Below are 21,642 nucleotides of genomic sequence, written 5' to 3'. Positions count from 1 at the left end.
CAGCTCCCTTACTTATTTCGTTCTATGATTAAAATCTAACGGTTATAAAAGGAGGCTAAAGAAATAAAAACAATTATTTGGATGGTTATGAAAAACATATTTACAACAGATCTGTTTATTTTTCTATACTTAATAACGACACTAGAAAAAGTAAGTTGATAGAATCTTCCATACACCACGATCCCCCATTCATTTCCTATAATACTCATCCTAGTCGAACTAATTTATATTTCATTTCAAGTAGAATTTTCATTTCTTTTTAAAGTCATTGGTAAAAGTAAGTAGAGGGAGAGGATTTCATTTGTGCAAAGAACAGGGGATTTAAAGCTCATACAAGAATTAAATCGATCCATTATTTTAGATACAATCCGAAAAAAAGGACCGATTTCAAGAAGTCAGGTTGCAAAAGAAATAAAAATAAGCCCTACTACCGTTACATCAGCTGTCAATGATTTAATTCGTAAAGGCATGGTAATTGAAGATGGTGTTGGTCATTCCAGTGGCGGGCGAAAGCCGGTATTGCTTCGCTTTAACCCGAGTAAGCATTCCATTATAGCGGTATCTATCACTAATTCTTATATTAAGATGGCTGATATGGACTTAGAAGGAAAAATATTAAGGAAGAACGTTCATCCAGTAAATCAGCTTCAAGGAAATGAGATTATTTTGCTTTTGATAGACTTATTGGAACAGTTTGTGGCAGGGAATGACCGATTAGAGTTTTGCGAAGGGATTTCCATCATAACTCCTGGAATTGTAGATTCCAACAACGGGATGATTGGTTATAACACCAAACTTAAGCTTTATGATGTTCCGCTAACAGAATTGATAGAAGAAAAATTTAACTTACCAACCTTTTTAGATAATGATGTAAATGCATTTGCGGTGGGAGAATATTATTTCGGTTCTTTTAACAGCTATAAAGATATCATGTATCTCACTATAGGAGATGGTGTAGGCTCCGGTTTGATGATTAATGGGACCATCTATCGTGGATTCAAAGGAAGCTCTGGAGAAATTGGGCATACAACTGTTGTCCCAGGTGGTTCAAAGTGTGAATGTGGAAACAATGGCTGTCTAGAAAACTATGTAAACTGGCCAGCTATTTATTCTAATATAGTTTCCTCCATCCTAACTAAAGGGCGTGATACGTTAATAAAAAATTTAATTGAAAATGACATCCGAAAACTTACCCCTGAAATTTTTATTGATGCAATTAAACGGAATGATAAGTTAAGTATCGAAATTCTTGATGAAATTATCAGTTATTTAGCGATTGCGATTTCTAATACGATTCACTTACTAAATCCCGAAATAATCATAATAAGTGGTGAAGTGGTACAGGATAATCCCTTATTTATCAAAAAGATAAGAGAGAAATTATCTGAAATGGTGATTCCTATATTAAAAGAGGACATAAACATTCAAAGTACTTCTTTGGGGTCGGATTTTGACTTATTGGGAGCGGCAGCGGTCATTCTTCAAGGAAAATTTCGTTTTCAATTATAAAGAGTGGATAGGTGATTTAAAGAATATTCAATCATTACTAAAGGGAAAGTGGAGGGGGATTATGAAAAAGTTATTAAGCCTTTGTATCTTTGTGTTGATCTCCATCATGCTTGTGGCATGTAGCGGGAAGTCATCGGGTGATGGAAAGAAAACGATTGAAGTTGCATTATGGGATGAAAATGTTAGTGATGCAGTTGATGCATCGATTGAGTCGTTCAAAAAAGAACATCCTGATGTGAATGTAAAAGTTACCTATACCCCGTTTGCGGAGTACTGGACAAAGTTGCGAACAAGTCTGGGCGGTGGCAGTGGCCCTGATGTTTTTTGGATGAATGGACCTAACTTTTACCAATATGTAACTTCTGATTTGATTAAAGATTTAGAACCATTTCTTCAAGGAGACGAAGAATTCGCCAAGGAAAATTATTATCCAGCCGTTGTGGATCTTTATTCCTATGAAGATAAACTATATGCTGCTCCATATTTTGTCGATTCTATTGGCCTATTTTACAACAAAAGATTGTTTGATGAAGCAGGCGTAGATTACCCTGATGAAACGTGGACTTGGGAAGACATAGAGGCAGTTGGCGAAAAGCTTACAAAACCAGATGAAGGAGTCTATGGCTATTTAAATCAAGTTGTGCGAAATCAATCAGGCTACTATAACTTAATGCATCAAGCAGGTGGTTATGTCATTAGTGAAGACAAAACAAAGTCTGGATTTGACACACCAGAAGCAAAAGAAGCATTTGCATTTTTGAATAGATTAATTGAAAAGAAGATTTCTCCGACCGTGAAGGCACAAATCGAAACAGATGCAGATCAGTGGTTCATGTCCCAGAAGGTGGCCATGACTCCAGAAATTTCTGTTCATGCAGCGGAGTATGAAGAGGTTCTTGGAGAGGATTTAGGGGTAGCGCCCCTGCCGAAAGGAAAAGTAGATACATCCATTGTCCATGGTATTGGATGGGCAATGAATAGCAAAACAAAAAATGAAGATTTAGCTTGGGAACTAATTAAAAGCTTATCTAATAAAGAAGGAACAACGGTGATGGCTAAGACAGGATTTGCTACACCAGCCCATATGGAAATTAGTAAGGTTTGGTTAGATTCTCTGCCAAATGTCGAATTACAAATATTCTTAGATGCGCTTGAAAAAGCAGTCCCTTATCCAGTTTCCGAAAAAACATCAGAATGGCAAAATATTGAAACAACGGAAATTCAAGGTGCCTTCTTAGGACAAAAATCGATTGATGAAGCTTTGGAGAAAATTGCTGCAGAAATGAATGCGATTTTGGAAGAAGAACAGAAGGATTAAGCTGGTTTTTAATGTAATTTCCCTTTTCATTGATTCCAAATGGAAAGGGAAGGGATGAAAAAAATCAAGAAAGAAGGGAGAGATACGATTGGAAACGATGGTAGTGAATAAAAAGAGTCCAGAGACTGTGGCAAGAAAGAGAAAGAAATTCAATCGTGAAGCCATTGCTGCTTATTTATTTATTGCTCCCACCATGATAGGGCTATTTATGTTTTATATTTTTCCTGCACTTGCCTCATTTGCTTTGTCCTTTACAAAATGGAATGGTATTTCCATGCCAGAATATGTCGGGTTAGAAAATTTGATCCAATTATTTACTGATTCTTCCTTTCTTCGTTCGATTGTTAATACAGCAGTATTTACCTTTGTTTCCGTTCCATTTACTGTCATTATTGCGATATTTATAGCAGTCATGCTGAATCAAAAAATAAAAGGCATTATCTTTTATCGTACCTTGTATTTCTTGCCAGTAGTTACGATGCCGGTCGCAGTTGGGATGGTATGGAAATGGCTATATAACACCGATTATGGCTTAATTAACTACATTCTAGGTATCTTTCATCTTCCGCAGCCATCGTGGTTATTTGACCCGAAGATTTCTTTAATATCCGTTATTATCGTCTACATATGGATGAGTGTCGGCAATAATATCATTTTAATCTTAGCGGGACTTCAGGGAATAGAAAAGACGTATTATGAAGCGGCCGACATTGACGGTGCTTCAAGGATTCGGAAGTTTTTTAGTATTACCTTACCGCTATTAACACCTACTATTTTCTTTGTTTTTATAACAGGAATGATTAGTTCCTTACAAGTATTCGACTTATTATTTGTCATGATTGGTAATAGTACAGCGCTATTAGAACCACTGCGTACGATTGTGTATGGCGTTTATGAATCAGGCTTTAAGTATGGTGAAATGGGTATTGCTTCTGCCCAAGCATTTATCTTGTTTCTTGCCATTCTATTGATGACCATTATTCAATTTATTTTCCAAAAGAAATGGGTTTATTACGATTCTTAATAAGGGGGGATTTACTTGAAGCGGGTTTCTAGACATTTACTGCTCATTATCGGAGCTTTTATCATGATTGTGCCATTTCTCTGGATGATTTCTACCTCTCTGAAATCCTTTGGAGAATCCATGCAAGTTCCGCCGACGATTATCCCTAAGGAATGGCATTTCGAGAATTATGGGAACGTCTTTGAAGCTGTGGATTTTTTAAAATACTATCTGAATACGATTATTCTCACTTTAGGTAGAACGATTGGTCAACTTGTTTTATGTTCTTTAGCTGCATTTGCTTTTGCACGTTTAAATTTTCCTGGGAAAAATGTTCTCTTTATTTTAATGCTGTCCGTGCTTATGGTACCCGCTCAAGTAATTTTAATACCAAATTATGCAACATTAACACAGCTGGGCTGGATTGACACATTCTTTGCTTTGATTGTTCCAGGCGTTTTTAGTGCCTATGGTACCTTTTTGCTGCGCCAATTCTTTATGGGCATTCCAAAAGAGTTGGATGAAGCAGCTAAAATTGATGGTTGTTCGTACTTTGGAATCTATTGGAGAATTATTTTACCAAATTCGACACCCGCCCTTACTGCTTTAGGAATCTTTACGATTCTCGCTGCATGGAATGATTTCTTATGGCCGCTTGTTATGACAAACTCTGAGTCAATGAGAGTATTGTCCGTTGGGATTTCCACTTTCTCAGGACAATATTCTACAGATTATCCGCTGTTAATGGCTGGTGCTGTCTTGTCCACGATTCCCATGCTGTTAATGTTTATTTTTCTGCAAAAGCATTTACTGGCAGGGATTGCACTTGGAGGGGTTAGAAGATAGATATTTAGAAAGAGAAAGAATTGATAAATAGAATAGGGAGTGTGTGTATATGTTAAAAGCATTAGTTATTGGCGCCGGAACGATGGGGAGTACTCATTCCTTCGCCTATTCAACCATGGATGATGTTCAATTAGTTGGAATTGTGGACAGAACCTTAGAAAAAGCGGAAGAATTGGCACGGAAATTAGGAGCTCAAGCATTTGCAAGCTATGAGGAAGCGATTGAAAGCCTTGGTGCTGTTGATGTTGTGTCCGTTTGTGTTCCCACTCCATTTCATAAGGAATATGTCAAAAAAGTAGCAGATGATTGTTTTCAAGTTGTTTGTGAGAAACCATTGGCTCGCAATTTAAAGGATGCTAAAGAAATGATCGACTATTGCAAGAAAAAGGGCGTGAAGCTTTTTGTAGGTCATGTCGTGCGTTTTTTCCCGGAATACCAGCGTGCAAAGCGAATGATAGAAGAAGGGAAAATTGGCAAGCCAGGTGTTGTAAATACGAAAAGAGGAGGCGGATTCCCATCTGCTTCTAGAGATTGGTATGCAGACTATAACAGCAGTGGTGGATTAGTGCTCGACTTAATGATTCATGATTTTGATTATCTACGCTGGTGCTTCGGTGAGGTAGAGCGAGTCTATGCCAAAAGTGCCCAAGGAAGAGCGATGGCAAAATTAGACTATGCATTAGTAACATTGCGCTTTGAAAGTGGAGTAATTGCTCATTTGGAAGGAACTTGGGCTCACCAAAATTTTGCAACAAAATTTGAAATAGCTGGAAAAGAAGGGGTTATTCACTATGATAGCTCGAAAGCAACTCCGCTTGTAAAAGGCATTAATCACAATAATACAGGTTCAGCTGGAGTCGCGGTGCCCGAAAGTCCATTAAAAGAAAATCCATATATAACAGAATTAAAACATTTTATTTCATGTATCAAGAATAAGGAGGAGCCGATAGTGACTCCTCTAGATGCTTATAAAGCAATGGAAATTGCGTTAGCTGCTATTGAGTCATTAAAGGAAGGAAAAGTAGTAGAATTGCGTAAACAAGAAATGGAGGTAAAACGATGAGAGTAGGAATTATTAGTTTTGCTCATGGTCATGCGTACGCCTATGCAGAGGCATTAAAGAAAAGCAAAGGAGTAGAGTTAGTAGGAATCGCAGATGACCAGGAGATTCGCGGAGCAGAAGCAGCGAAGAAATACAGTACCAATTACTATTCAAACTATGAAGATCTTTTAGACCAAGATATAGATGCTGTCATCATTACTTCCGAAAATTATAAGCATCATGAACATGTGCTTGCAGCAGCGAAGAAAGGAAAACATGTTTTATGCGAAAAGCCGATTGCGACAAATAGGAAGGATGCATTGGAAATGATGGAAGTTTGCAAAGAAAATAATGTATTCCTGCAAATTGCTTTTCCTGTACGCTTTAGTACACCAATAGTAAAAGCGAAACACATTATCGAGACAGGAGAACTTGGCAGTATTATTGCTATAAAAGGAACGAATCGCGGCACTAACCCGGGCGGCTGGTTTGTAGACAAAGAAAAATCAGGCGGCGGCGCCGTAATGGATCATACAGTTCACCTTGTGGATATTATGCGATGGTATATGAATTCAGATGTGAAAGAAGTATATGCAGAAGTAGATAATCTCTTTTCTGATTATGAGATAGATGATTGCGGAATCGTAACAATGGAATTTGAAAACAATGTGTTTGCTTCAATTGATTGTAGCTGGTCAAGAAATAAGACATTCCCAACATGGGGAGACGTTACATTAGAAATAATCGGGACGAAAGGAACATTGTCAGTAGATGCCTTTGCGCAGAAAAGTGAGCTGTACAGTGCAGAGGGAGCAAAATGGGATTATTGGGGAGATGATATGAACCAAGCTCTTGTAGAAGACTTTGTTACAAATGTGCAAAAGGGAATTGCACCTACTATAACAGGAGAAGATGGTCTAAAAGCAATGGAGGTTGCTCTGGCAGGCTATGAATCTGCGCAAAGCAAAAGGCCTGTTTTGATAGAAAAAATTGAATCGAATAATCAATAGAGATAGCTCTATGCAGGGATGCTATTTAGGGAGGAATAAAGATGCTAAAGGGGATTAATCAGTGGTGCTATCCCGATGATACACCATTAGAGATGGTATTTAAGTACAGTCGTGATGCAGGCTTTGATGCAATAGAGCTTAATGTAAGTATAGATGGCATTGGGCTTACGATGAATACGTCTAGAGAAGAAGCAAAACGAATTCGGAAAATGGCAGAGCATTATCGTTTACGCTTAAGCAGTATTTCTACGAATCTATTATGGAAGTTCCCTCTTTCTCATTATGATGAAAAGGTACGGGAACAAGGGAGAAAAGTGATTGAAAAACAAATAGAATTAGCCGGATATATTGGGGCAGACACTGTTTTAGTTGTCCCAGGGGTAGTTAATGAAGAAACGTCTTACCTTGATTGTTATAGGCGCAGTCAAGATGAGTTAAGAAAAGTTCTGCCATTAGCTGAAAAACACAATATTCATGTGGGAATCGAAAACGTATGGAATAAATTTTTGCTATCTCCACTCGAAATGGCCAGGTATATTGATGAGTTCCATTCCGATTATATTGGTGCTTATTATGATGTCGGCAATGCATTACAATATGGCTATCCAGAACAATGGATTTCCATATTAGGAGAGCGAATCCGAAAAGTTCATGTTAAGGATTTTAAATTGAACGTTGGGAATATTACTGGCTTTGTTCCATTATTAGCTGGGGATGTAAATTGGGAAAAAGTGTACCAAGCATTAAAGAACATAGGCTATAAGGATACAGTAACCGCTGAAATACCAGCCTATGCATTTGGGCCAGAGTATCTTGCCCAAGATACCTCCAAGCATCTGGATGTCGTGTTAAATCTGAAAAAGGTTAGTCCTTAGAGGAGTGTCCGCTATGAGAAAAGTTCGTGTAGGCTTTATAGGTGTCGGGGGAATTGGATCCGTACATTTGAAGAATATTGCTTTGATTGAACAGGCAGAAATGGCAGCGGTATGTGATATATCCGAAGACCAAGCAACAGCTGTAGGGAAGAAATATCAAATTCCAGCATATACAGATGTAGACAAGATGATGGAAGAGACTGCATTGGATGCACTTTTTATATGTGTCCCTCCATTTGCCCATGGAGATATCGAGGAAAAGGCTGCTAAAAAGGGCATTCATATTATGGTAGAAAAACCTGTTGGATTAAATCTGGATAATGTAAAGAGAAAATCTGCGGTTATTAAAGCTTCTGGGATTATTTGTGCTACAGGATACTGTTTACGGTACTTAGATACAGTGGCAAAAGCAAAAGAGTATCTACAAGGCAAACAAATTGCGATGGTTAACAGCTATTATTTAACAAAATTTGTTCCAACTCCATGGTATCGGGAACAATCCAAATCAGGTGGACAATTAGTAGAACAAGCCACACATATTTTGGATTTAATTCGCTATTTAGCAGGAGATATAGATAAAATCTATGCAAATATGAATCTATTGGTTTCAAAGGATATTCCTCATATTGATATACCAGATGTCACTTCGGTCAATTTCACTTTAAGGAACGGGGCAATCGGCCAATTAGGCTGCTCTTTTATACAACCAGATCACCGGATGGGTCTAGAAATTTTAGGGAAGAATTTCCGTGTTGCTTTTAACGGTTCCAATATAACGATTACAGATGAATTTTCAACTACTACGTATCGACCAAAGTTGAATTATTATGAGGCCCAGGATCGAGCTTTCATTAAAGCGATTGCTGCCAATCAGCCAGAATTAATCCTGTCATCCTATGAAAATGGTGTTCAAACATTAGCTGCTACCCTTGCTGCAAATGATTCTCATGAAAATGGAGAGCCTATTTCTTTAAGTAATTATTATTCTTTGTAAAAAGATTTCTATTGATAAAATGACAATATGACTTTTTTAGATTGACTTCCTATTTATAACCCCGTTCTAAAAGGAGAACGGGATTATAAATATAGCAGATTTTAATGTGTGTCTTTTCTTTTAATAAGATTTTTCGATTAAGATTTGAGAGTGAATATGGTGTTCCATATGCTCATGATAATCTTGTATCAGCCACTCTAGTGTTTTATGCTGATTATTTCCTATGTCGCAAAGATTGGAAAGCTTTTCGACTGGGATGTTTTTTACAATGTGAATAATTTGTTTGTTGAGTGTTTGAAAAAGATTTATCATTTCATCAAGTGGTCTATCCTGATAATTTTGCATCTTAACCCAATGATTTTGGTCATATGATTGAATAGCATACACCGGTTCTTCATATTGAATTTTGATAAACCTTTCTATATTATTTATCGCTGAATCACAAAGATGCCCTAAAATTTCTTTTTTTGACCACTTGTTTGGCAAGGGACGATGAGAAGAACTATTTTCAGACATAGAGTTGAATTCTTCTGGTAATCTTTTTATCCAATAATTTATTCCCTCCATAACCTTTTGCATGATTCTATTCCTCCTTTTTTAAAAATTTAATATTCGATTGCCATCTGTAATAATCCTTTATTGTTCCTGAGTTAAAGTATGCCAGGATTTATTGACGAAAATAATGCGACGGCTGAATTTGGGAGGAAAAGGGAAGGGCGCTCATTAGTTATTAACCTTATGCAGAAGTGCTGCCCATATGTAGTCATTTGGGCAGCCGTTGATAATTCAGTCTGTCAAAAATTCATTAATTCTCTCTACATAATTACTTTTAGGGTAGTTATTATATAAAAATCCAGAAAGACGGACAGGATCACCAAAAAAATATCTTTCATATTGTGTCTGTCTTGTGCCGAAGGAGCTCATTGTTAAATCCCAAGCTAATCGAAAGATTTTATTGCGCTCATCTGCAGATCTGCACGTTGCTTGAAGATATTGATTTAAATCTTTCCCAACTTCTGAGTGAAACATTTTCTCTGTTGGCAGTGATACTAAACCGCTTGCGCCAATTAGTTGAAGGATTTCGGAAAAACGAGGATAAATTTTCGGGAAAATATTACTAGCAACTAGCAGGATGGTTTTGTTTGGAATCATAAATCCTTGGTCATTTAAGAGAGCCTCGTTCTCTGCTTTTTCTAATAGTGCTTTCAACGTTTCTAATCCAATAATGATTTCTGCCATCTTTTCTTGGATGTGTTGATATTCGCCTACGTCAATCGTATTTATCATATTTTCCGCTAAGCCCAAAATAAACTCTGTTTTGACAATTTGCCTAGTAATAACTTGATGATAAGCAAATGAATTAAAAGAGCTTTGAGTTAAAAACATACTTGCGGTTTCTAGATCTTCATGGAAAAAAACACGTTCCCATGGAACAAGGACGTTATCAAATACAACAATAGAATCCATTTCTTCGAATCGTGAGCTTAATGGATAATCAATATTAGATTCTCCTCCTACATAGGACTCTCTGCAGAGAAACTTTACTCCTTTAGTGTCTGAAGGTATTGCAAATGCAAATGCTTCCTCTTTTGCAAATCTGGGCGCCCCAAAAACCAAAAGTTCATCTGTAAGGCCTCCCTGTGTGGCTAGGAGCCGCGCCCCTCTAATAATTAGCCCCTTATTATTTTTCTCGATTATTTGGGCAGAGATTGGCTCGTTGGAATACTCTAGATACATACTCGAGCGATTAACTTGAGGAGTTATAAAAGTATGGGTAAAACTAAGATCCTTTTCTCTTGCCGATTCGTATAAGGTTTGGATATGTTTTGGATAACAATTTTCCTTTCCTTCTAAAAGGGAAGCAGAAGTGGCAAAACTCATGATTACTGTATTTAAATAATCTGGGCTCCGTCCCATCATTCCTGCTGTTTCCTTAGCCCACCGTTCGATCATCCTTCTTCTTTTTCGCAAATCCTCTTTTGTCTTTGGCTGTAAGTATGACATACCTATAGAGTCCCCAGATAATGGGGACAAGAAAGTCATTTCCTCCTTTAAGTTAGGCTGACATTGTAAATCATAAAGAGAAGCTTTTGAATTTAGTATCCCTTTAAAAGCAGGATGGTTAGAGAGATCCTGGACTTTTTCCCCATCTAACCAAATTTCTGTAGATAAACTGCTGATTCGTGATAAATATGTCTTTCCATTCACTATTCCCATTTTTTTCTTCTCCCTTATTCATTAATAAAATGGATATAAACTATTTTATTATTTTATTAATGAATATAGTCCTCAGTTCTGGTTAAATGGGTAAAGATTGGAAATTTCCTTCTGATTTGGGATACTCCACACCTGCCCTCTTATTTCCTTCTTAGTTATGAACAAAAACTGTTTCAAAAACAAAACTCTCGTGCAGATGGCGTGTGATGGAGTATTCGAATATTCTTCCATCTTCTAACTGAGCTAATTTTTCGATTTCCATCATGAAGGAGTTGTCTGGAATCTTTAGTAAAGAAGTATCTTCACTATTTGCTTTGTCTCCTCTAATCCAGACATGGGTGCTATGCGTTTTCAGCTTTAATTCCTCGCGTATATAATTATAGATGGATCCTTCTAGATGTTTTGGCTCTAGTCCAGTAATAATAGATAAAGGCATGTAAGTATGTTCCAGCGAATAAGGCTTATTATTAATATGCCGTGTTCGAATAATTCGATAAATATATTCGTCATCAATCTCAAGTTTTTTGGCAATTTCTAAGGACGGTTTTTCGATCGAAAAAAGAATGATTTTTGAGGAAATATTTTCTTTTCCAACAATGTTAGATAAACCTTCTGATGGACCTAATGCAATAGCTCCTCCATTAGTAGAAACCCCTTTTACATAAGTTCCGGAACCTCTACGTCTAACAACCATTCCTTCTTTTACAAGAATATCTAATGCTTTTTTTACTGTCAGTTTACTGCATTGGTAATAATCAGCAAGCGTATCCCCGTCAGGTAACTTTTCATTTATCTCATATTCGTTATTATTTATCTTATCTCTAATATCTGTATATATTTCCATATATTTAGGTAACTGACTCAAGTTAAATCCTCCATTTTATAACGGTTTTCATAATAAGTATACCATACAGTTAAAAACAAGTATATAAATAACAAAAGATATATACTTTTCATTAAAAGTATTTACTTATATTAAAAAGAGTGTTATAGTTTGTTCGTAAAGGAAAGAGGGAGGCATTTATTATGAAAGAAATGTTAACGTTTCCGAGTGGTTTTTGGTGGGGAACGGCTTGGTCAGCTGAGCAAGCAGAAGGTAGAGGTAATACAGGAAAAGCTGAAACAGTTTGGGAACATTGGTTTAAAACGGAACCATCACGTTTTTATCAGGGGATTGGACCTGAAGTAACAACTGATCATATAAATCGATACAAGGAAGATATTCAATTAATGAAGGAAACAGGGCATAATTCTTTCCGTATTTCCATCTCATGGGCAAGGATGTTTCCAGATGGTGGAGTAGGAGAAAGAAATCCAAAGGCTATTTCTTTCTATCGAAACCTTTTGACTGAAATGAATGAAAACGGTATCAAACCTTTTGCTAATCTTTATCATTTTGATATGCCGTATGTACTTCAAGAAAAGGGAGGATGGGAATCACGTGAAGTGGTTGAAGCATATGTAAATTATGCAGCTGCTTGTTTTGAAGAGTTTGGTGATTTGGTTTATCATTGGTTCACCTTTAATGAGCCGTTAGGACCAATTTTAGGAAGTTATTTAGAAGATTTTCATTATCCAAATTTAGTAGATTTCAAGCGTGGCGCACAGGCAGCATTTAATACTATATTGGCACATGCGAAGGCTATTCAATCTTTTAAGGAAAAGCAACTGCCTTCTAAGATAGGAGTAATATTAAACTTAAGTCCAACTTATCCGAGAAGCCAAAATGAGTTTGATGTAGAAGCAGCTGAAATTGCGGATGCCTTTTATACAAGAAGCTTTTTAGACCCCATGGTTAAAGGAACATTTCCAAAGAAATTGGTAAAAATATTGCAGGAATATAACCAGATGCCTTTATATGAAGAGAACGATTTAAAAGTAATTGCGGAAAATACTTCTCAAATTTTAGGGTTGAATTATTATGAACCAAGAAGAGTGAAGGCACGCCTGACAGAAATTAATAAAAAAAGCCCTTTTTTACCCGAATGGTTTTTTGAACTTCATAATATGCCAGGGAAAAAAATGAATGTGTACCGCGGATGGGAAATTTATGAAAAGGGTATCTATGATCTATGTATAGACATTAGAGATAATTACGGTAATATAGAAGCTTTTATATCTGAAAATGGTATGGGGGTAGCGAATGAAGAACGATTTCTTAATGAGCATGGACAAATTATCGATGATTATCGAATTGAGTTTATTAAAGATCATCTCGCCTATGTCCATAAAGCCATTCAAGCAGGCTGCCATATCAAAGGATATCATTTATGGACATTTATTGATTGCTGGTCATGGATTAATGCTTATAAAAATCGATATGGACTAGTTTCTCTTAATTTAGAGACACAAGAAAGAACAATCAAGAAAAGTGGAGAATTTTATAAAAAAATGAGCAAGGACAACGGATTTGAGTACGAAACGAGTAAATTAGGATAAATAAAATAAAAAGGGTGGATAGATCATGAATAACTCAACAAAGCAAGGTATTGCAGATCGGTTTGCTTTTGTTGCACAAAAATTAGGAGCGCAGATTCATCTAAGAAGTTTGCGTGATGCCTTTGCATCGATTATGCCATTTATGATACTAGCTGGATTTATGACTCTAATTAATTATGTTATTTTAGAGCCAACTGGTTTTATGGGAAATTTGGTTAATCCTGATACTTTAACAACTTGGCAATCTATTGGGGTATCCATTGCTAACGGTACACTGAATATCATGACACTTTTAGTAGCTGTTGCCATTTCTTATCATCTATGTGTAAATAGGGGATATAAAAATGTAATAGCTCCAATCTTAGTTGTACTTTCTACAATGATAGTAGTTACACCATTGACAACGACTTTTTCACCAGAAGGATCAACCGAAAGCTTTCTTGTTTCTAATGTGATTCCTGTAAGTTATACAAGCGCATCAGGGATGTTTGTTGGAATTATCGTAGGGCTGCTTGCAACCGATTTATTTATAAAATTATCTTCAAATAAAAAAATGCAAATCAATATCAGTGGAAATATACCACCGGCAGTTATTAAATCTTTTAATGTGTTAATTCCAATTATGGTGAATGTTATCATCTTTGCAGTTGCATCCTTTTTATTAAATCAATTATTTAATATGGATTTTAATACTTTAATATCCACCATTATTACTAAGCCGTTAAGCTATGTGACAACCAGTTTACCAGGGTTCTTATTAATTACTTCTATCGCTAATTTATTTTTTGGATTCGGTATCCATCAGGCAGTTATTTCTGGAGCACTTTTGGATCCTTTTTTATTACAAAACATGCAAGATAATATGTTAGCATACGCTAATCATCAAGAGATACCCCATATAATTAATATGGCTTTTAAAGATACCTTCGCTGTTATGGGGGGATCGGGAAATACGATTTCATTGTTAATTGCCATTTTTATTTTTAGTAGACGTAAGGATTATAGAGATATATCGAAAATGTCCTTAACACCTTCTATCTTTAATATTAGTGAACCAATTATATTTGGGCTACCAATTGTATTTAACCCAATGTTAATCATTCCATTTGTTCTTGCTCCAATTTTTTCTTTATCAGTTGCCTATTTTGCGACAGCTGTAGGTTTAATAAATCACGTGGTTGTTCAAACCCCATGGACTACGCCACCGATTATTTCAGGATTCCTAGCTACAGGAGGTGACTGGCGAGCATCTATATTACAATTATTAATAATCATCATAACAGTATTTATGTATCTGCCATTTTTGAAAATAGATGAGAGAGTAAGTGCCATGCAGAATAAATAAGGAAATAAAACAGTCTATTCTATAGGAGGAGTGGTTTGTATGAAAAATATTTTATTAGTATGTAATCAAGGAATGTCTACAAGTTTTTTAGTAGAAAAAATGAAGCAGGCGGCAAAAGACCAGAGCATGGAGGTAAATATTTGGGCAGTTTCAGATGCAGAATTACATGAAAACTGGGAAAAAGCAGATATTATTTTATTGGGACCACAGGTAGGATATTTAAAAAGCAATACAGAGAAAGTAGTCGGTAATAGTATTCCTGTTACTGTCATTGATTTTGTTGATTATGGAAGAGTAAACGGAGCGGCAGTTCTGGAGACCGCTTTAGAAATGATAGAAAAATAGTTTATTAGATGGCGAGGGATAGGAATGGAAGGAATAGAACTAATTGCTTTTCAAATCATTGGGAATGTAGGAATGGCGAAAACAAAGTTTATAGATGCACTAGCTCAAGCGAAAAATGGTGATTTTTCCAGTGCAGCTTCATTGATGAAGGAAGGATCAGACCTTTTGGTTGAAGGTCATAAAATTCATGGTGAATTAATTAAAAATGAGGCTGCGGGTAATAAAACAGAATTCTCTATTTTATTAATGCATGCAGAAGATCAATTTATGAGTACAGAAACAATTAAATTGCTCATTGCGGAAATGATTGAATGGAGGAAAGAACTAAGTATCGCTAACTGAAGTTGCCAATAAAAGATTTATTTTGAAGCATTTGCTAAGTAGGATAACTATATATTTCGAGACTTTCTAAGAGGGGGACAGATTTTTTGGTACCCCTTTTTTCACTCAATCAAATGGTCCCCATTTCCTACGCCATTGTTTTTAACCAATAGCTTACAATAGCTTGTGACTTCTAAGCACATCGGACATAGTCAGTGTACATGTACCTTTGAATCAGCAAACCAAACACCTGATCAACAAAGCTGCATTTAGAAAAATGAAGAAGACCGCTCTTTTTATCAATACAGCCCGCGGCGGGATTGTGCACGAAAGTGACTTGATTGCTGCATTAAAAAACAAGGACATTTCAGGTGCATGCCTGGATGTTTTTGAATCCGAACCGCTTCCTATTGACAGCGAGCTCCGGAATCTGGGTAATGTGATACTTACTCCCCATACAGCAGGAATGCCTGATGGTCGGAAATTTCATAAAAAAAGATATGACTTCTTTATAAAGAATATAGAACGTATAGAAAATGGAGAAGAGCCTGTTAGCAAGCTCAATCAGTTATAATCTGTTTGGTTTATAAATATGTGCTACCGACACGCTACTCCGAGAAAATTAGGTGTTCCGACAATTACGGACGATGCGGTAGCCAGTCAGGATAACCACAACAAATCTTTTATTCCTTCTAAATAATGAAAAGGGGACGCGGCAGTACCGCTGAGTGGCCAGATTCTTCGCAAGCTTCACTAGATAGCAGCCGTACTATCCTCTTTACATTTCTATTATTTAAAATTATTGGTGCTACTTCCTCTTGAAGCTTGTTCACACATTCTCATTAAAGAAAAAAGACTGTTCCACTCCCCTCAAACCATCCCTCTGTTCCTAGTTTGCTAATTTCTTCCCTAGGAACACCCTCCTTTTGCTAAAACACTTTTCACTATCTTTTACTATTCAGTTTAATTTAAGCTGTTTATAAAATATAGCATTTTTTCGTTTAATTTGGAAAATGCTATCTAGGGTAATACAATAGTAGATGAAACATAATCCTGGTTAATTCGTAAATACATAGAGACATTCTTTAGGAGGGAGTCAAATGAACAGGGAAATTATTTTTGAAGAGGATGCTGCAGTACTGAAGATAAGAGGATTAATGATGCTGTTCACTTTCAAGCATAAAGTGAAGCTGCCCTATAGAATGATTAAAAGTGTGTTTGTTGATTATTTTGATCCACCGAAATGGATGATTCGTATGCCTGGAACTTCTATTTCGCCGTTAAATATATATGAGGGCTCTTATAAATACCAAGATGAATGGTACTTTTTATCTTACGAAGGAAGGATTCCAGTCGTAATCATCGAATTGGATAACCATGAGAAGTATCGCTATGTCATTTTCCAAATTGAAAATCCAACAGAGGTGGCAGCTGAGCTGAGGAGGAAAATGGCGGAAGCGGAGGGACGGTACTACTGAGATATACCTTTAGTACGATCGGTCCTCTCAGGACTAAAGAGGGGGAAATATACAGGTGAAATGGCATATAAAGAAATTTAATGAGTTAACAAATGTGGAATTATATACGCTTCTGAAAGAGAGAACGGCTGTTTTTGTGGTGGAGCAAAATTGTCCTTATTTAGAGGTAGATGGAAAGGATTTAGAATCGTATCATCTTTTTGCTGAAAAACAGGGGGAGATTGTTGCGTATTTAAGAATTTTACCTCCAGGGGTGTCATATCCAGAGGCTTCTTTAGGGAGGATTTTTGTGAAGAAAGAATATAGAGGACAAGGGTTTGCAGAAGAGCTTGTAAGTCGCGGAATTGATTATACCAAGCAAGAGTTAAAAGAAGAGAGGATAAAAATCCAGGCACAGGACTATTTGCGGAACTTTTATCAGTCTTTTGGCTTTCAAGCCATATCTGAAGTGTATTTAGAAGATAATATTCCCCATATTGATATGTTATTAAACGGAAGAATGGCGCAAATTAAGTAACGGAGATTAGATTTAAATACCAAATGGCGGTATAAAAAGCAGCATTCCTGTTTACCCTTTAATAATGCAGGGAGTGTTGTGCAATGTTCTACATAGAGATTATAGTAGCAATTCTTTTAATCTTGGCTTTTATGAAATATTTATGGACGAAAAAAGAAAATGAATATCAGACTGCTCTACTGGCTAATCATATCGAGTCAAGTGACGAGTTAAAAAAGACTTTGGCGATGGGGCTTTATTTGAGGTTTTGTAAAGAGGAAGAAGACAAGGACTATTCTTCCATTTATTTAAAACAAGATCCTCTCCAATTTGAAAGGTTTGCTGCGGAAATTATGGAGAAGACAAGAGGCGGATCGACATGGGTGACTCCTCCAACAGGTGATTTTGGAGTAGACTTTGAACATGAAACAGAAAAAGGATGGTTTCTTGGGCAAGTAAAATGTTATCAAGAAGATTTACCATTTGATTCAATTGCCCTGATTCATTCGAATATAATCAAACGAGGAGCTCAAGGTGGATATGTTATTACAACAGGCAGCTTTACACCGGCAGCTTATGAATATGCCAAAGGATTAAATGTTGAATTAATCGACGGTGTTAAGTTTGTGGAAAGCTGGTTAAGTAGTTTGAGCAAAGCAGAAAAAGAAATGAAGGAATTATTACTCGTTTAAGGGAAGCAGAGGGACGGTTCATCTGAAGTTATGTCTTCGGAAGAACCATCTCTATGCTTCTTTTTTAGATGTATTGGAAAATAGGAAAAAGGAATAATAATGGAAATGGTTCTGTCAAAAATGATTTGGAGGCGGATTTTTTATGAAGAAATTTACGTATGCTTTTCTAGCAGTATGTATGATATTGCTTGTTGCTTGTTCAGCAGATAAGGATAAAAAGGAAAATACGGATAATAACAAACAAGCAGATGAACAAAAGATGAATGTGGATAAAGGTCTTTCAAATGTTGAAATCACACTGCCAGCCTCTTTGTTTGAAGGGGAAGATATTGATTCCGTAATTGCCGATGTAGAAAAAGAGGGCATTAAAGTTACTAAAAATGAAGATGGTTCCCTTACCTATAAAATGTCTAAGGCAAAGCATAAAGAGATGATGAAGGAAATGGAAGCTTCTTTAGAAGAATCCATTAAGGAAATAAAAGAGAGTGATGATTATGTGTCGATTAAGGATATCACGCATAATAAAGCATTTTCTGAATTTACGTTAGTGGTTGATAAAAAGAAATATGAAGATAGTATGGATAGTTTTGCTATTTTTACCCTTGGAATAACAGGCATGATGTATCAAGTGTATAGTGGAGTAGACCCCGATGATTATCAGGTCAAGATTTTGACAAAAGACGAGGCTACAAAAGACGTTTTGGATGAAACTATTTATCCTGATGATTTAGAAGAAGATTCGAAATAAATAGAAGGTCGTTTTTAATATAGAGCAAGTAAGGAGAATGAACATGAAAAAGAATCTACCAAATACATTTAAGCTGTGTCTAACTAGTTTATTTATTATCACTATTCTTGGAGGATGTGGACAAGATACCAAGGATGTAAAAATGAAAGAGAGTGATGAAGCTCAAGAAGAAGTGCAGAAAAAAAAGTCAGATAAGAAAGAAGAAGCAAAGTCGAAGCTCGGCTCTCGAACCAATCCAGTCCCATTTAAGAAGACAGTAACGGTTGAAGATGAACTATATAATGACAAAGGGGAGTCCTTTCCCATAAAATTTGATTTAACTGTATTGGAAGTGACACGCGGAGAGGATGCTTATCAAAAATTGAAATCTATGAATGAATTCAATGAGCCTGCGCCAGATGGATATGAATGGCTTTTAGCGAAAACAAAAGTGAAGTTTACTGAATCGGCTACAAAAGATCTGTCCCTTTATATTGACGGAATAATGAATTTCGAAATGGTTAGTGAAAATGGGGATATATATAGTGGTGACATTCTCGGTACAACTGACCCTGAATTTAGTTATGAAATGTATGTGGGAAACGAAAAAGAAGGCTATATCTCTGGATTAGTGAAAAAAGGAGAAAAAGCGCAGCTACGCTATGAAGAGATGCTTGGAGGGAACGTGTTCTTAAACTTACAGTAAAGAAAAAGGAATCAGATTCTACTGATTCCTAGATGAAGCTTATTTCGATGTAGGATAGTGCTTATTGTGTTTGAGTGGCATTTGGTTGTGCCAAGATTCCATAAATGCCAAGACCAGTTATTGCCACTCCAGTAATCAACAGGACGGGGACGTTTTTCCGAAATAAAACTGTCGTCCAACCAAACAAACATTTTTATTGTCCTACTAGTCGCGTTTTTTTACATAAAATAATTTCGAATTGTTCACAGTAGTGCTGTTCTCCTGCTTTCTTCTACCTACATAATCTGGATACACTTGTCGCACGATAGTTGGTCTGGCGAAATATAGGCTTGTAAGGATGAGGAATAAACCAGAAATTCCAAATACCCAATATGCGGGTAGCCAATCAAAAAGAAAGCCAAAAAGAATTGCACCAATAGGAACTAAAGATTGCGCTCCGGTTCGAATTATGGAAAAAACTCTCCCTTTATATTCTTCTTCCACTTCTGTTTGCAACATTACATTGATTGGTGTATTTACAAAAATTTGAATAACACCTAAGAGTAGCATTAGGATGAAATAATAAATAAGTAGAAAAATAGAAGATAGGTGAAAAAGAATTGGTAGAGCAAAAATTATAAGAATAAGCCCCATTAAATTAGCACCGAACTTTGTAACTAATAACGGATAATTAATTTCTGGTCGAATCGATAAATAGAATGAAAGAAAAACAATCAAGGCTGTATTATCATATGAAAAAGCTAGAAGAACTTGGGTTAGTAGAAGTAGTAAAAGAGGAAAAACTCGGGAATATTATTCAAAAGTATTACAAGGCAGCAGAATGGACGAGAAAAGTGATAAACTTATCTCCTGAAGATTTACACAATAACCCTGATATGCTTAACAACCTATATTCCTATATAAATCGAGCTATAGATGCATTAAAACAAACCGTTGAAGATCCATCAAAAGATAGAAAAGGAGTAGCCAATTTAATTACAGAAGTAGCGATTCCGAAAACTGAATGGAATAACCTTAACGAGGAAATAAGACAGGTATTTCTAAAGTATATTGATGCGCATAAGAACAATGAAGAGAAGGTTAATCTTAGCTATTTAATAATGAGTTACATCGAGGAAACAGAATAAAAAAATCTATAACAATTAATTTTTTTTAAACAATAATAACTCATTTATAAATAGAAGAATAATCGATCTCGTTCTATTCAACATTAAATTCATTTTTTCGAGTTGCACACCAACCTATTTAATCAGAAAGTATAATTTATAACAAAAAAGACGCAACTAGCCTTGCTAATTGTGTCTTTTTTGCTTTCCTAGAAATGATAATGTTTTATCATTTGCTTTCCTTACTTTTTAACAAACATTTGTACCCATTCATAACCGCCTTCATCAAAACCAACACCGATATGTGTGTACTTATCATTTAGGATATTGGCACGGTGACCTTCACTATTCATCCAAGCGTTGACTACTTCTTCCGGTGAACGTTGTCCTTGTGCAATGTTTTCACCGGCTGACTCGTACGTAATTCCAAAGTCTCTCATCATGTCAAATGGCGATCCATAAGTAGGACTTGTATGGGAGAAATATCCCTTGTCATTCATATCTTTTGCTTTCATATCTGCTACGTTGTTTAATTCCGGATACGCTTGTAAAGCAGGAAGTCCTTGTTTTTTTCTTTCAGCGTTTGTTAAGTCGATAACTTCCGACACAAAGTTACTTGGTTCTTTTTTTGCTGTATTATTAGGTGTTGTTTGCGGAGCAGATTGTGCACCTGGTTGTGCGCCTTGATTTGCTTGTTGCTGCTCAGTAGCCTGTGGCTGTTGCTGTTGTGGAGTGGCTTTTTGCACTTGTTGTTTATTTGTTGCATTTGGATTATTTGAATCATACGTTCCGACAATTGTTCGAAATTCGTATTTAGCATTTTGTATTTTTACAGGTTGTGTATGCGGATATTTCTTACTATTTACATTTGTTTTTAAGCTAGAAATTGTAGAGTCATTATAACGATCCATATTCATATCTGAAGCTTCATGGTCATTATTATTACATCCTGCTAGCATAAGAAAACTCATGCATGCAAGGACAGAAAACGTATTTTTAATCTTCATTATATTTTCTCCTTTTGTATATAAAGTTTTTACCCTTTTATTTTTTCACCTTTAAATAAAATTACATATGGGAATTAGAGGGATACAGAGTGACAATTACCATGAATTGGTTGGTTCTGTTCACAGTAGAATGGTCTTTTTGAATACATACTAAGGATGGAAGTTA

At 36.1% G+C, this 21,642-nt stretch carries 23 protein-coding genes and 1 pseudogene; 19 read left to right on the top strand and 5 right to left on the bottom strand.

Annotation, left to right across the window (positions count from 1 at the left end; translation table 11 throughout):
• Positions 1-303: 303 nt before the first annotated feature.
• The 8 genes from NiCM35_RS10200 to NiCM35_RS10165 all read left to right on the top strand — a co-directional run bounded on the left by NiCM35_RS10200 (position 304) and on the right by NiCM35_RS10165 (position 8,597).
• The gene (locus NiCM35_RS10200; RefSeq protein WP_095329749.1) at positions 304-1,509 is read left to right on the top strand and encodes an ROK family transcriptional regulator; all 1,206 of its coding nucleotides are present in this window, start codon (positions 304-306) and stop codon (positions 1,507-1,509) included.
• Positions 1,510-1,570: 61 nt separating this feature from the next.
• A complete protein-coding gene (locus NiCM35_RS10195; protein ID WP_095329750.1) occupies positions 1,571-2,827 on the top strand; it encodes an ABC transporter substrate-binding protein in 1,257 nt (418 codons plus the stop codon).
• Positions 2,828-2,924: 97 nt separating this feature from the next.
• Positions 2,925-3,851, top strand: a complete 927-nt coding sequence (locus tag NiCM35_RS10190; RefSeq protein ID WP_433779421.1) for a carbohydrate ABC transporter permease — start codon at positions 2,925-2,927, stop codon at positions 3,849-3,851.
• Positions 3,852-3,914: 63 nt separating this feature from the next.
• Positions 3,915-4,676, top strand: a complete 762-nt coding sequence (locus NiCM35_RS10185; protein ID WP_095329812.1) for a carbohydrate ABC transporter permease — start codon at positions 3,915-3,917, stop codon at positions 4,674-4,676.
• A gap of 49 nt (positions 4,677-4,725) precedes the next feature.
• Entirely contained in the window at positions 4,726-5,739 is a 1,014-nt protein-coding gene (locus NiCM35_RS10180) for a Gfo/Idh/MocA family protein (RefSeq protein WP_433779383.1), read from the top strand.
• Positions 5,736-6,728, top strand: a complete 993-nt coding sequence (locus NiCM35_RS10175; RefSeq protein ID WP_095329752.1) for a Gfo/Idh/MocA family protein — start codon at positions 5,736-5,738, stop codon at positions 6,726-6,728. Before NiCM35_RS10180 ends, NiCM35_RS10175 begins: the two co-directional genes overlap by 4 nt.
• Before the next feature lie 41 nt (positions 6,729-6,769).
• Positions 6,770-7,603 carry a sugar phosphate isomerase/epimerase family protein gene (locus tag NiCM35_RS10170; RefSeq protein ID WP_095329753.1) on the top strand — a complete coding sequence of 278 codons (834 nt, stop codon included), beginning with the start codon at positions 6,770-6,772 and terminating at the stop codon, positions 7,601-7,603.
• A 13-nt stretch (positions 7,604-7,616) separates the two neighbouring features.
• Entirely contained in the window at positions 7,617-8,597 is a 981-nt protein-coding gene (locus tag NiCM35_RS10165) for a Gfo/Idh/MocA family protein (protein WP_095329754.1), read from the top strand.
• A gap of 120 nt (positions 8,598-8,717) precedes the next feature.
• Here NiCM35_RS10165 and NiCM35_RS10160 read toward each other — a convergent pair whose 3' ends face one another.
• From NiCM35_RS10160 to NiCM35_RS10150, 3 genes are all read right to left on the bottom strand, one after another.
• Positions 8,718-9,176, bottom strand: a complete 459-nt coding sequence (locus NiCM35_RS10160) for a DinB family protein (protein WP_095329755.1) — start codon at positions 9,174-9,176, stop codon at positions 8,718-8,720.
• A gap of 207 nt (positions 9,177-9,383) precedes the next feature.
• Positions 9,384-10,814, bottom strand: coding sequence for a 4-hydroxyphenylacetate 3-monooxygenase, oxygenase component (gene hpaB, locus NiCM35_RS10155; RefSeq protein ID WP_433779381.1), 1,431 nt, complete (start codon positions 10,812-10,814; stop codon positions 9,384-9,386).
• 151 nt (positions 10,815-10,965) lie between these two features.
• Positions 10,966-11,679: a GntR family transcriptional regulator gene (locus NiCM35_RS10150; RefSeq protein ID WP_095329757.1), complete on the bottom strand. Its 714-nt coding sequence runs from the start codon at positions 11,677-11,679 to the stop codon at positions 10,966-10,968.
• A gap of 161 nt (positions 11,680-11,840) precedes the next feature.
• On the opposite strand from NiCM35_RS10150, the gene NiCM35_RS10145 reads away from it, so the two are divergent.
• The 10 genes and pseudogenes from NiCM35_RS10145 to NiCM35_RS10100 all read left to right on the top strand — a co-directional run bounded on the left by NiCM35_RS10145 (position 11,841) and on the right by NiCM35_RS10100 (position 19,363).
• Positions 11,841-13,253 carry a glycoside hydrolase family 1 protein gene (locus NiCM35_RS10145; protein ID WP_095329758.1) on the top strand — a complete coding sequence of 471 codons (1,413 nt, stop codon included), beginning with the start codon at positions 11,841-11,843 and terminating at the stop codon, positions 13,251-13,253.
• A gap of 25 nt (positions 13,254-13,278) precedes the next feature.
• Positions 13,279-14,598: a PTS sugar transporter subunit IIC gene (locus NiCM35_RS10140; protein ID WP_095329759.1), complete on the top strand. Its 1,320-nt coding sequence runs from the start codon at positions 13,279-13,281 to the stop codon at positions 14,596-14,598.
• A gap of 39 nt (positions 14,599-14,637) precedes the next feature.
• Positions 14,638-14,943 (top strand): PTS sugar transporter subunit IIB, encoded by a 306-nt coding sequence (locus tag NiCM35_RS10135; RefSeq protein ID WP_095329760.1) that lies wholly within the window; start codon positions 14,638-14,640, stop codon positions 14,941-14,943.
• Between the two features lie 24 nt (positions 14,944-14,967).
• Entirely contained in the window at positions 14,968-15,285 is a 318-nt protein-coding gene (locus NiCM35_RS10130) for a PTS sugar transporter subunit IIA (RefSeq protein WP_433779378.1), read from the top strand.
• A 181-nt stretch (positions 15,286-15,466) separates the two neighbouring features.
• A pseudogene (locus tag NiCM35_RS10125) lies at positions 15,467-15,838 on the top strand (NAD(P)-dependent oxidoreductase); the annotation flags it as partial.
• A 526-nt stretch (positions 15,839-16,364) separates the two neighbouring features.
• Positions 16,365-16,742 (top strand): hypothetical protein, encoded by a 378-nt coding sequence (locus NiCM35_RS10120; protein WP_095329762.1) that lies wholly within the window; start codon positions 16,365-16,367, stop codon positions 16,740-16,742.
• 55 nt (positions 16,743-16,797) lie between these two features.
• Positions 16,798-17,259 (top strand): GNAT family N-acetyltransferase, encoded by a 462-nt coding sequence (locus NiCM35_RS10115; protein WP_095329763.1) that lies wholly within the window; start codon positions 16,798-16,800, stop codon positions 17,257-17,259.
• An 83-nt stretch (positions 17,260-17,342) separates the two neighbouring features.
• On the top strand, positions 17,343-17,930 hold the full coding sequence (locus NiCM35_RS10110) for a restriction endonuclease (RefSeq protein ID WP_433779376.1): 588 nt from the start codon (positions 17,343-17,345) through the stop codon (positions 17,928-17,930).
• A 142-nt stretch (positions 17,931-18,072) separates the two neighbouring features.
• Complete coding sequence (locus NiCM35_RS10105; protein ID WP_433779374.1) at positions 18,073-18,678, top strand: hypothetical protein; 606 nt, start codon at positions 18,073-18,075, stop codon at positions 18,676-18,678.
• A 43-nt stretch (positions 18,679-18,721) separates the two neighbouring features.
• Entirely contained in the window at positions 18,722-19,363 is a 642-nt protein-coding gene (locus tag NiCM35_RS10100) for a hypothetical protein (protein ID WP_095329766.1), read from the top strand.
• 204 nt (positions 19,364-19,567) lie between these two features.
• Here the strand turns inward: NiCM35_RS10100 and NiCM35_RS10095 are convergent, their stop codons facing one another.
• Positions 19,568-20,080: an MFS transporter gene (locus NiCM35_RS10095; protein ID WP_433779373.1), complete on the bottom strand. Its 513-nt coding sequence runs from the start codon at positions 20,078-20,080 to the stop codon at positions 19,568-19,570.
• A gap of 14 nt (positions 20,081-20,094) precedes the next feature.
• Between NiCM35_RS10095 and NiCM35_RS10090 the strand changes: the two genes are divergently transcribed.
• Positions 20,095-20,490 (top strand): hypothetical protein, encoded by a 396-nt coding sequence (locus tag NiCM35_RS10090; protein WP_303984969.1) that lies wholly within the window; start codon positions 20,095-20,097, stop codon positions 20,488-20,490.
• A gap of 221 nt (positions 20,491-20,711) precedes the next feature.
• Here the strand turns inward: NiCM35_RS10090 and NiCM35_RS10085 are convergent, their stop codons facing one another.
• Complete coding sequence (locus tag NiCM35_RS10085) at positions 20,712-21,476, bottom strand: CAP domain-containing protein (RefSeq protein WP_095329769.1); 765 nt, start codon at positions 21,474-21,476, stop codon at positions 20,712-20,714.
• Positions 21,477-21,642 lie beyond the last annotated feature (166 nt).

The organism is Niallia sp. M35 (assembly GCF_050971705.1).
GTDB classification, from domain to species: Bacteria; Bacillota; Bacilli; order Bacillales; family Cytobacillaceae; genus Niallia; species Niallia circulans_A.
The sequence above is the reverse complement of the archived record's forward strand: the minus strand, read 5'-3'. Positions and strand labels throughout refer to the sequence as shown.

Bases quoted from the DNA above. Each gene is read 5' to 3' on its own strand.
- NiCM35_RS10195 (WP_095329750.1), top strand. From the start codon at position 1,571: ATGAAAAAGTTATTAAGCCTTTGTATCTTTGTGTTGATCTCCATCATG.
- NiCM35_RS10190 (WP_433779421.1), top strand. From the start codon at position 2,925: ATGGTAGTGAATAAAAAGAGTCCAGAGACTGTGGCAAGAAAGAGAAAG.
- NiCM35_RS10185 (WP_095329812.1), top strand. From the start codon at position 3,915: ATGATTGTGCCATTTCTCTGGATGATTTCTACCTCTCTGAAATCCTTT.
- NiCM35_RS10180 (WP_433779383.1), top strand. From the start codon at position 4,726: ATGTTAAAAGCATTAGTTATTGGCGCCGGAACGATGGGGAGTACTCAT.
- NiCM35_RS10175 (WP_095329752.1), top strand. From the start codon at position 5,736: ATGAGAGTAGGAATTATTAGTTTTGCTCATGGTCATGCGTACGCCTAT.
- NiCM35_RS10170 (WP_095329753.1), top strand. From the start codon at position 6,770: ATGCTAAAGGGGATTAATCAGTGGTGCTATCCCGATGATACACCATTA.
- NiCM35_RS10165 (WP_095329754.1), top strand. From the start codon at position 7,617: ATGAGAAAAGTTCGTGTAGGCTTTATAGGTGTCGGGGGAATTGGATCC.
- NiCM35_RS10160 (WP_095329755.1), bottom strand. From the start codon at position 9,176: ATGCAAAAGGTTATGGAGGGAATAAATTATTGGATAAAAAGATTACCA.
- hpaB (WP_433779381.1), bottom strand. From the start codon at position 10,814: ATGGGAATAGTGAATGGAAAGACATATTTATCACGAATCAGCAGTTTA.
- NiCM35_RS10145 (WP_095329758.1), top strand. From the start codon at position 11,841: ATGAAAGAAATGTTAACGTTTCCGAGTGGTTTTTGGTGGGGAACGGCT.
- NiCM35_RS10140 (WP_095329759.1), top strand. From the start codon at position 13,279: ATGAATAACTCAACAAAGCAAGGTATTGCAGATCGGTTTGCTTTTGTT.
- NiCM35_RS10135 (WP_095329760.1), top strand. From the start codon at position 14,638: ATGAAAAATATTTTATTAGTATGTAATCAAGGAATGTCTACAAGTTTT.
- NiCM35_RS10130 (WP_433779378.1), top strand. From the start codon at position 14,968: ATGGAAGGAATAGAACTAATTGCTTTTCAAATCATTGGGAATGTAGGA.
- NiCM35_RS10120 (WP_095329762.1), top strand. From the start codon at position 16,365: ATGAACAGGGAAATTATTTTTGAAGAGGATGCTGCAGTACTGAAGATA.
- NiCM35_RS10110 (WP_433779376.1), top strand. From the start codon at position 17,343: ATGTTCTACATAGAGATTATAGTAGCAATTCTTTTAATCTTGGCTTTT.
- NiCM35_RS10105 (WP_433779374.1), top strand. From the start codon at position 18,073: ATGAAGAAATTTACGTATGCTTTTCTAGCAGTATGTATGATATTGCTT.
- NiCM35_RS10100 (WP_095329766.1), top strand. From the start codon at position 18,722: ATGAAAAAGAATCTACCAAATACATTTAAGCTGTGTCTAACTAGTTTA.
- NiCM35_RS10090 (WP_303984969.1), top strand. From the start codon at position 20,095: ATGAAAAAGCTAGAAGAACTTGGGTTAGTAGAAGTAGTAAAAGAGGAA.
- NiCM35_RS10085 (WP_095329769.1), bottom strand. From the start codon at position 21,476: ATGAAGATTAAAAATACGTTTTCTGTCCTTGCATGCATGAGTTTTCTT.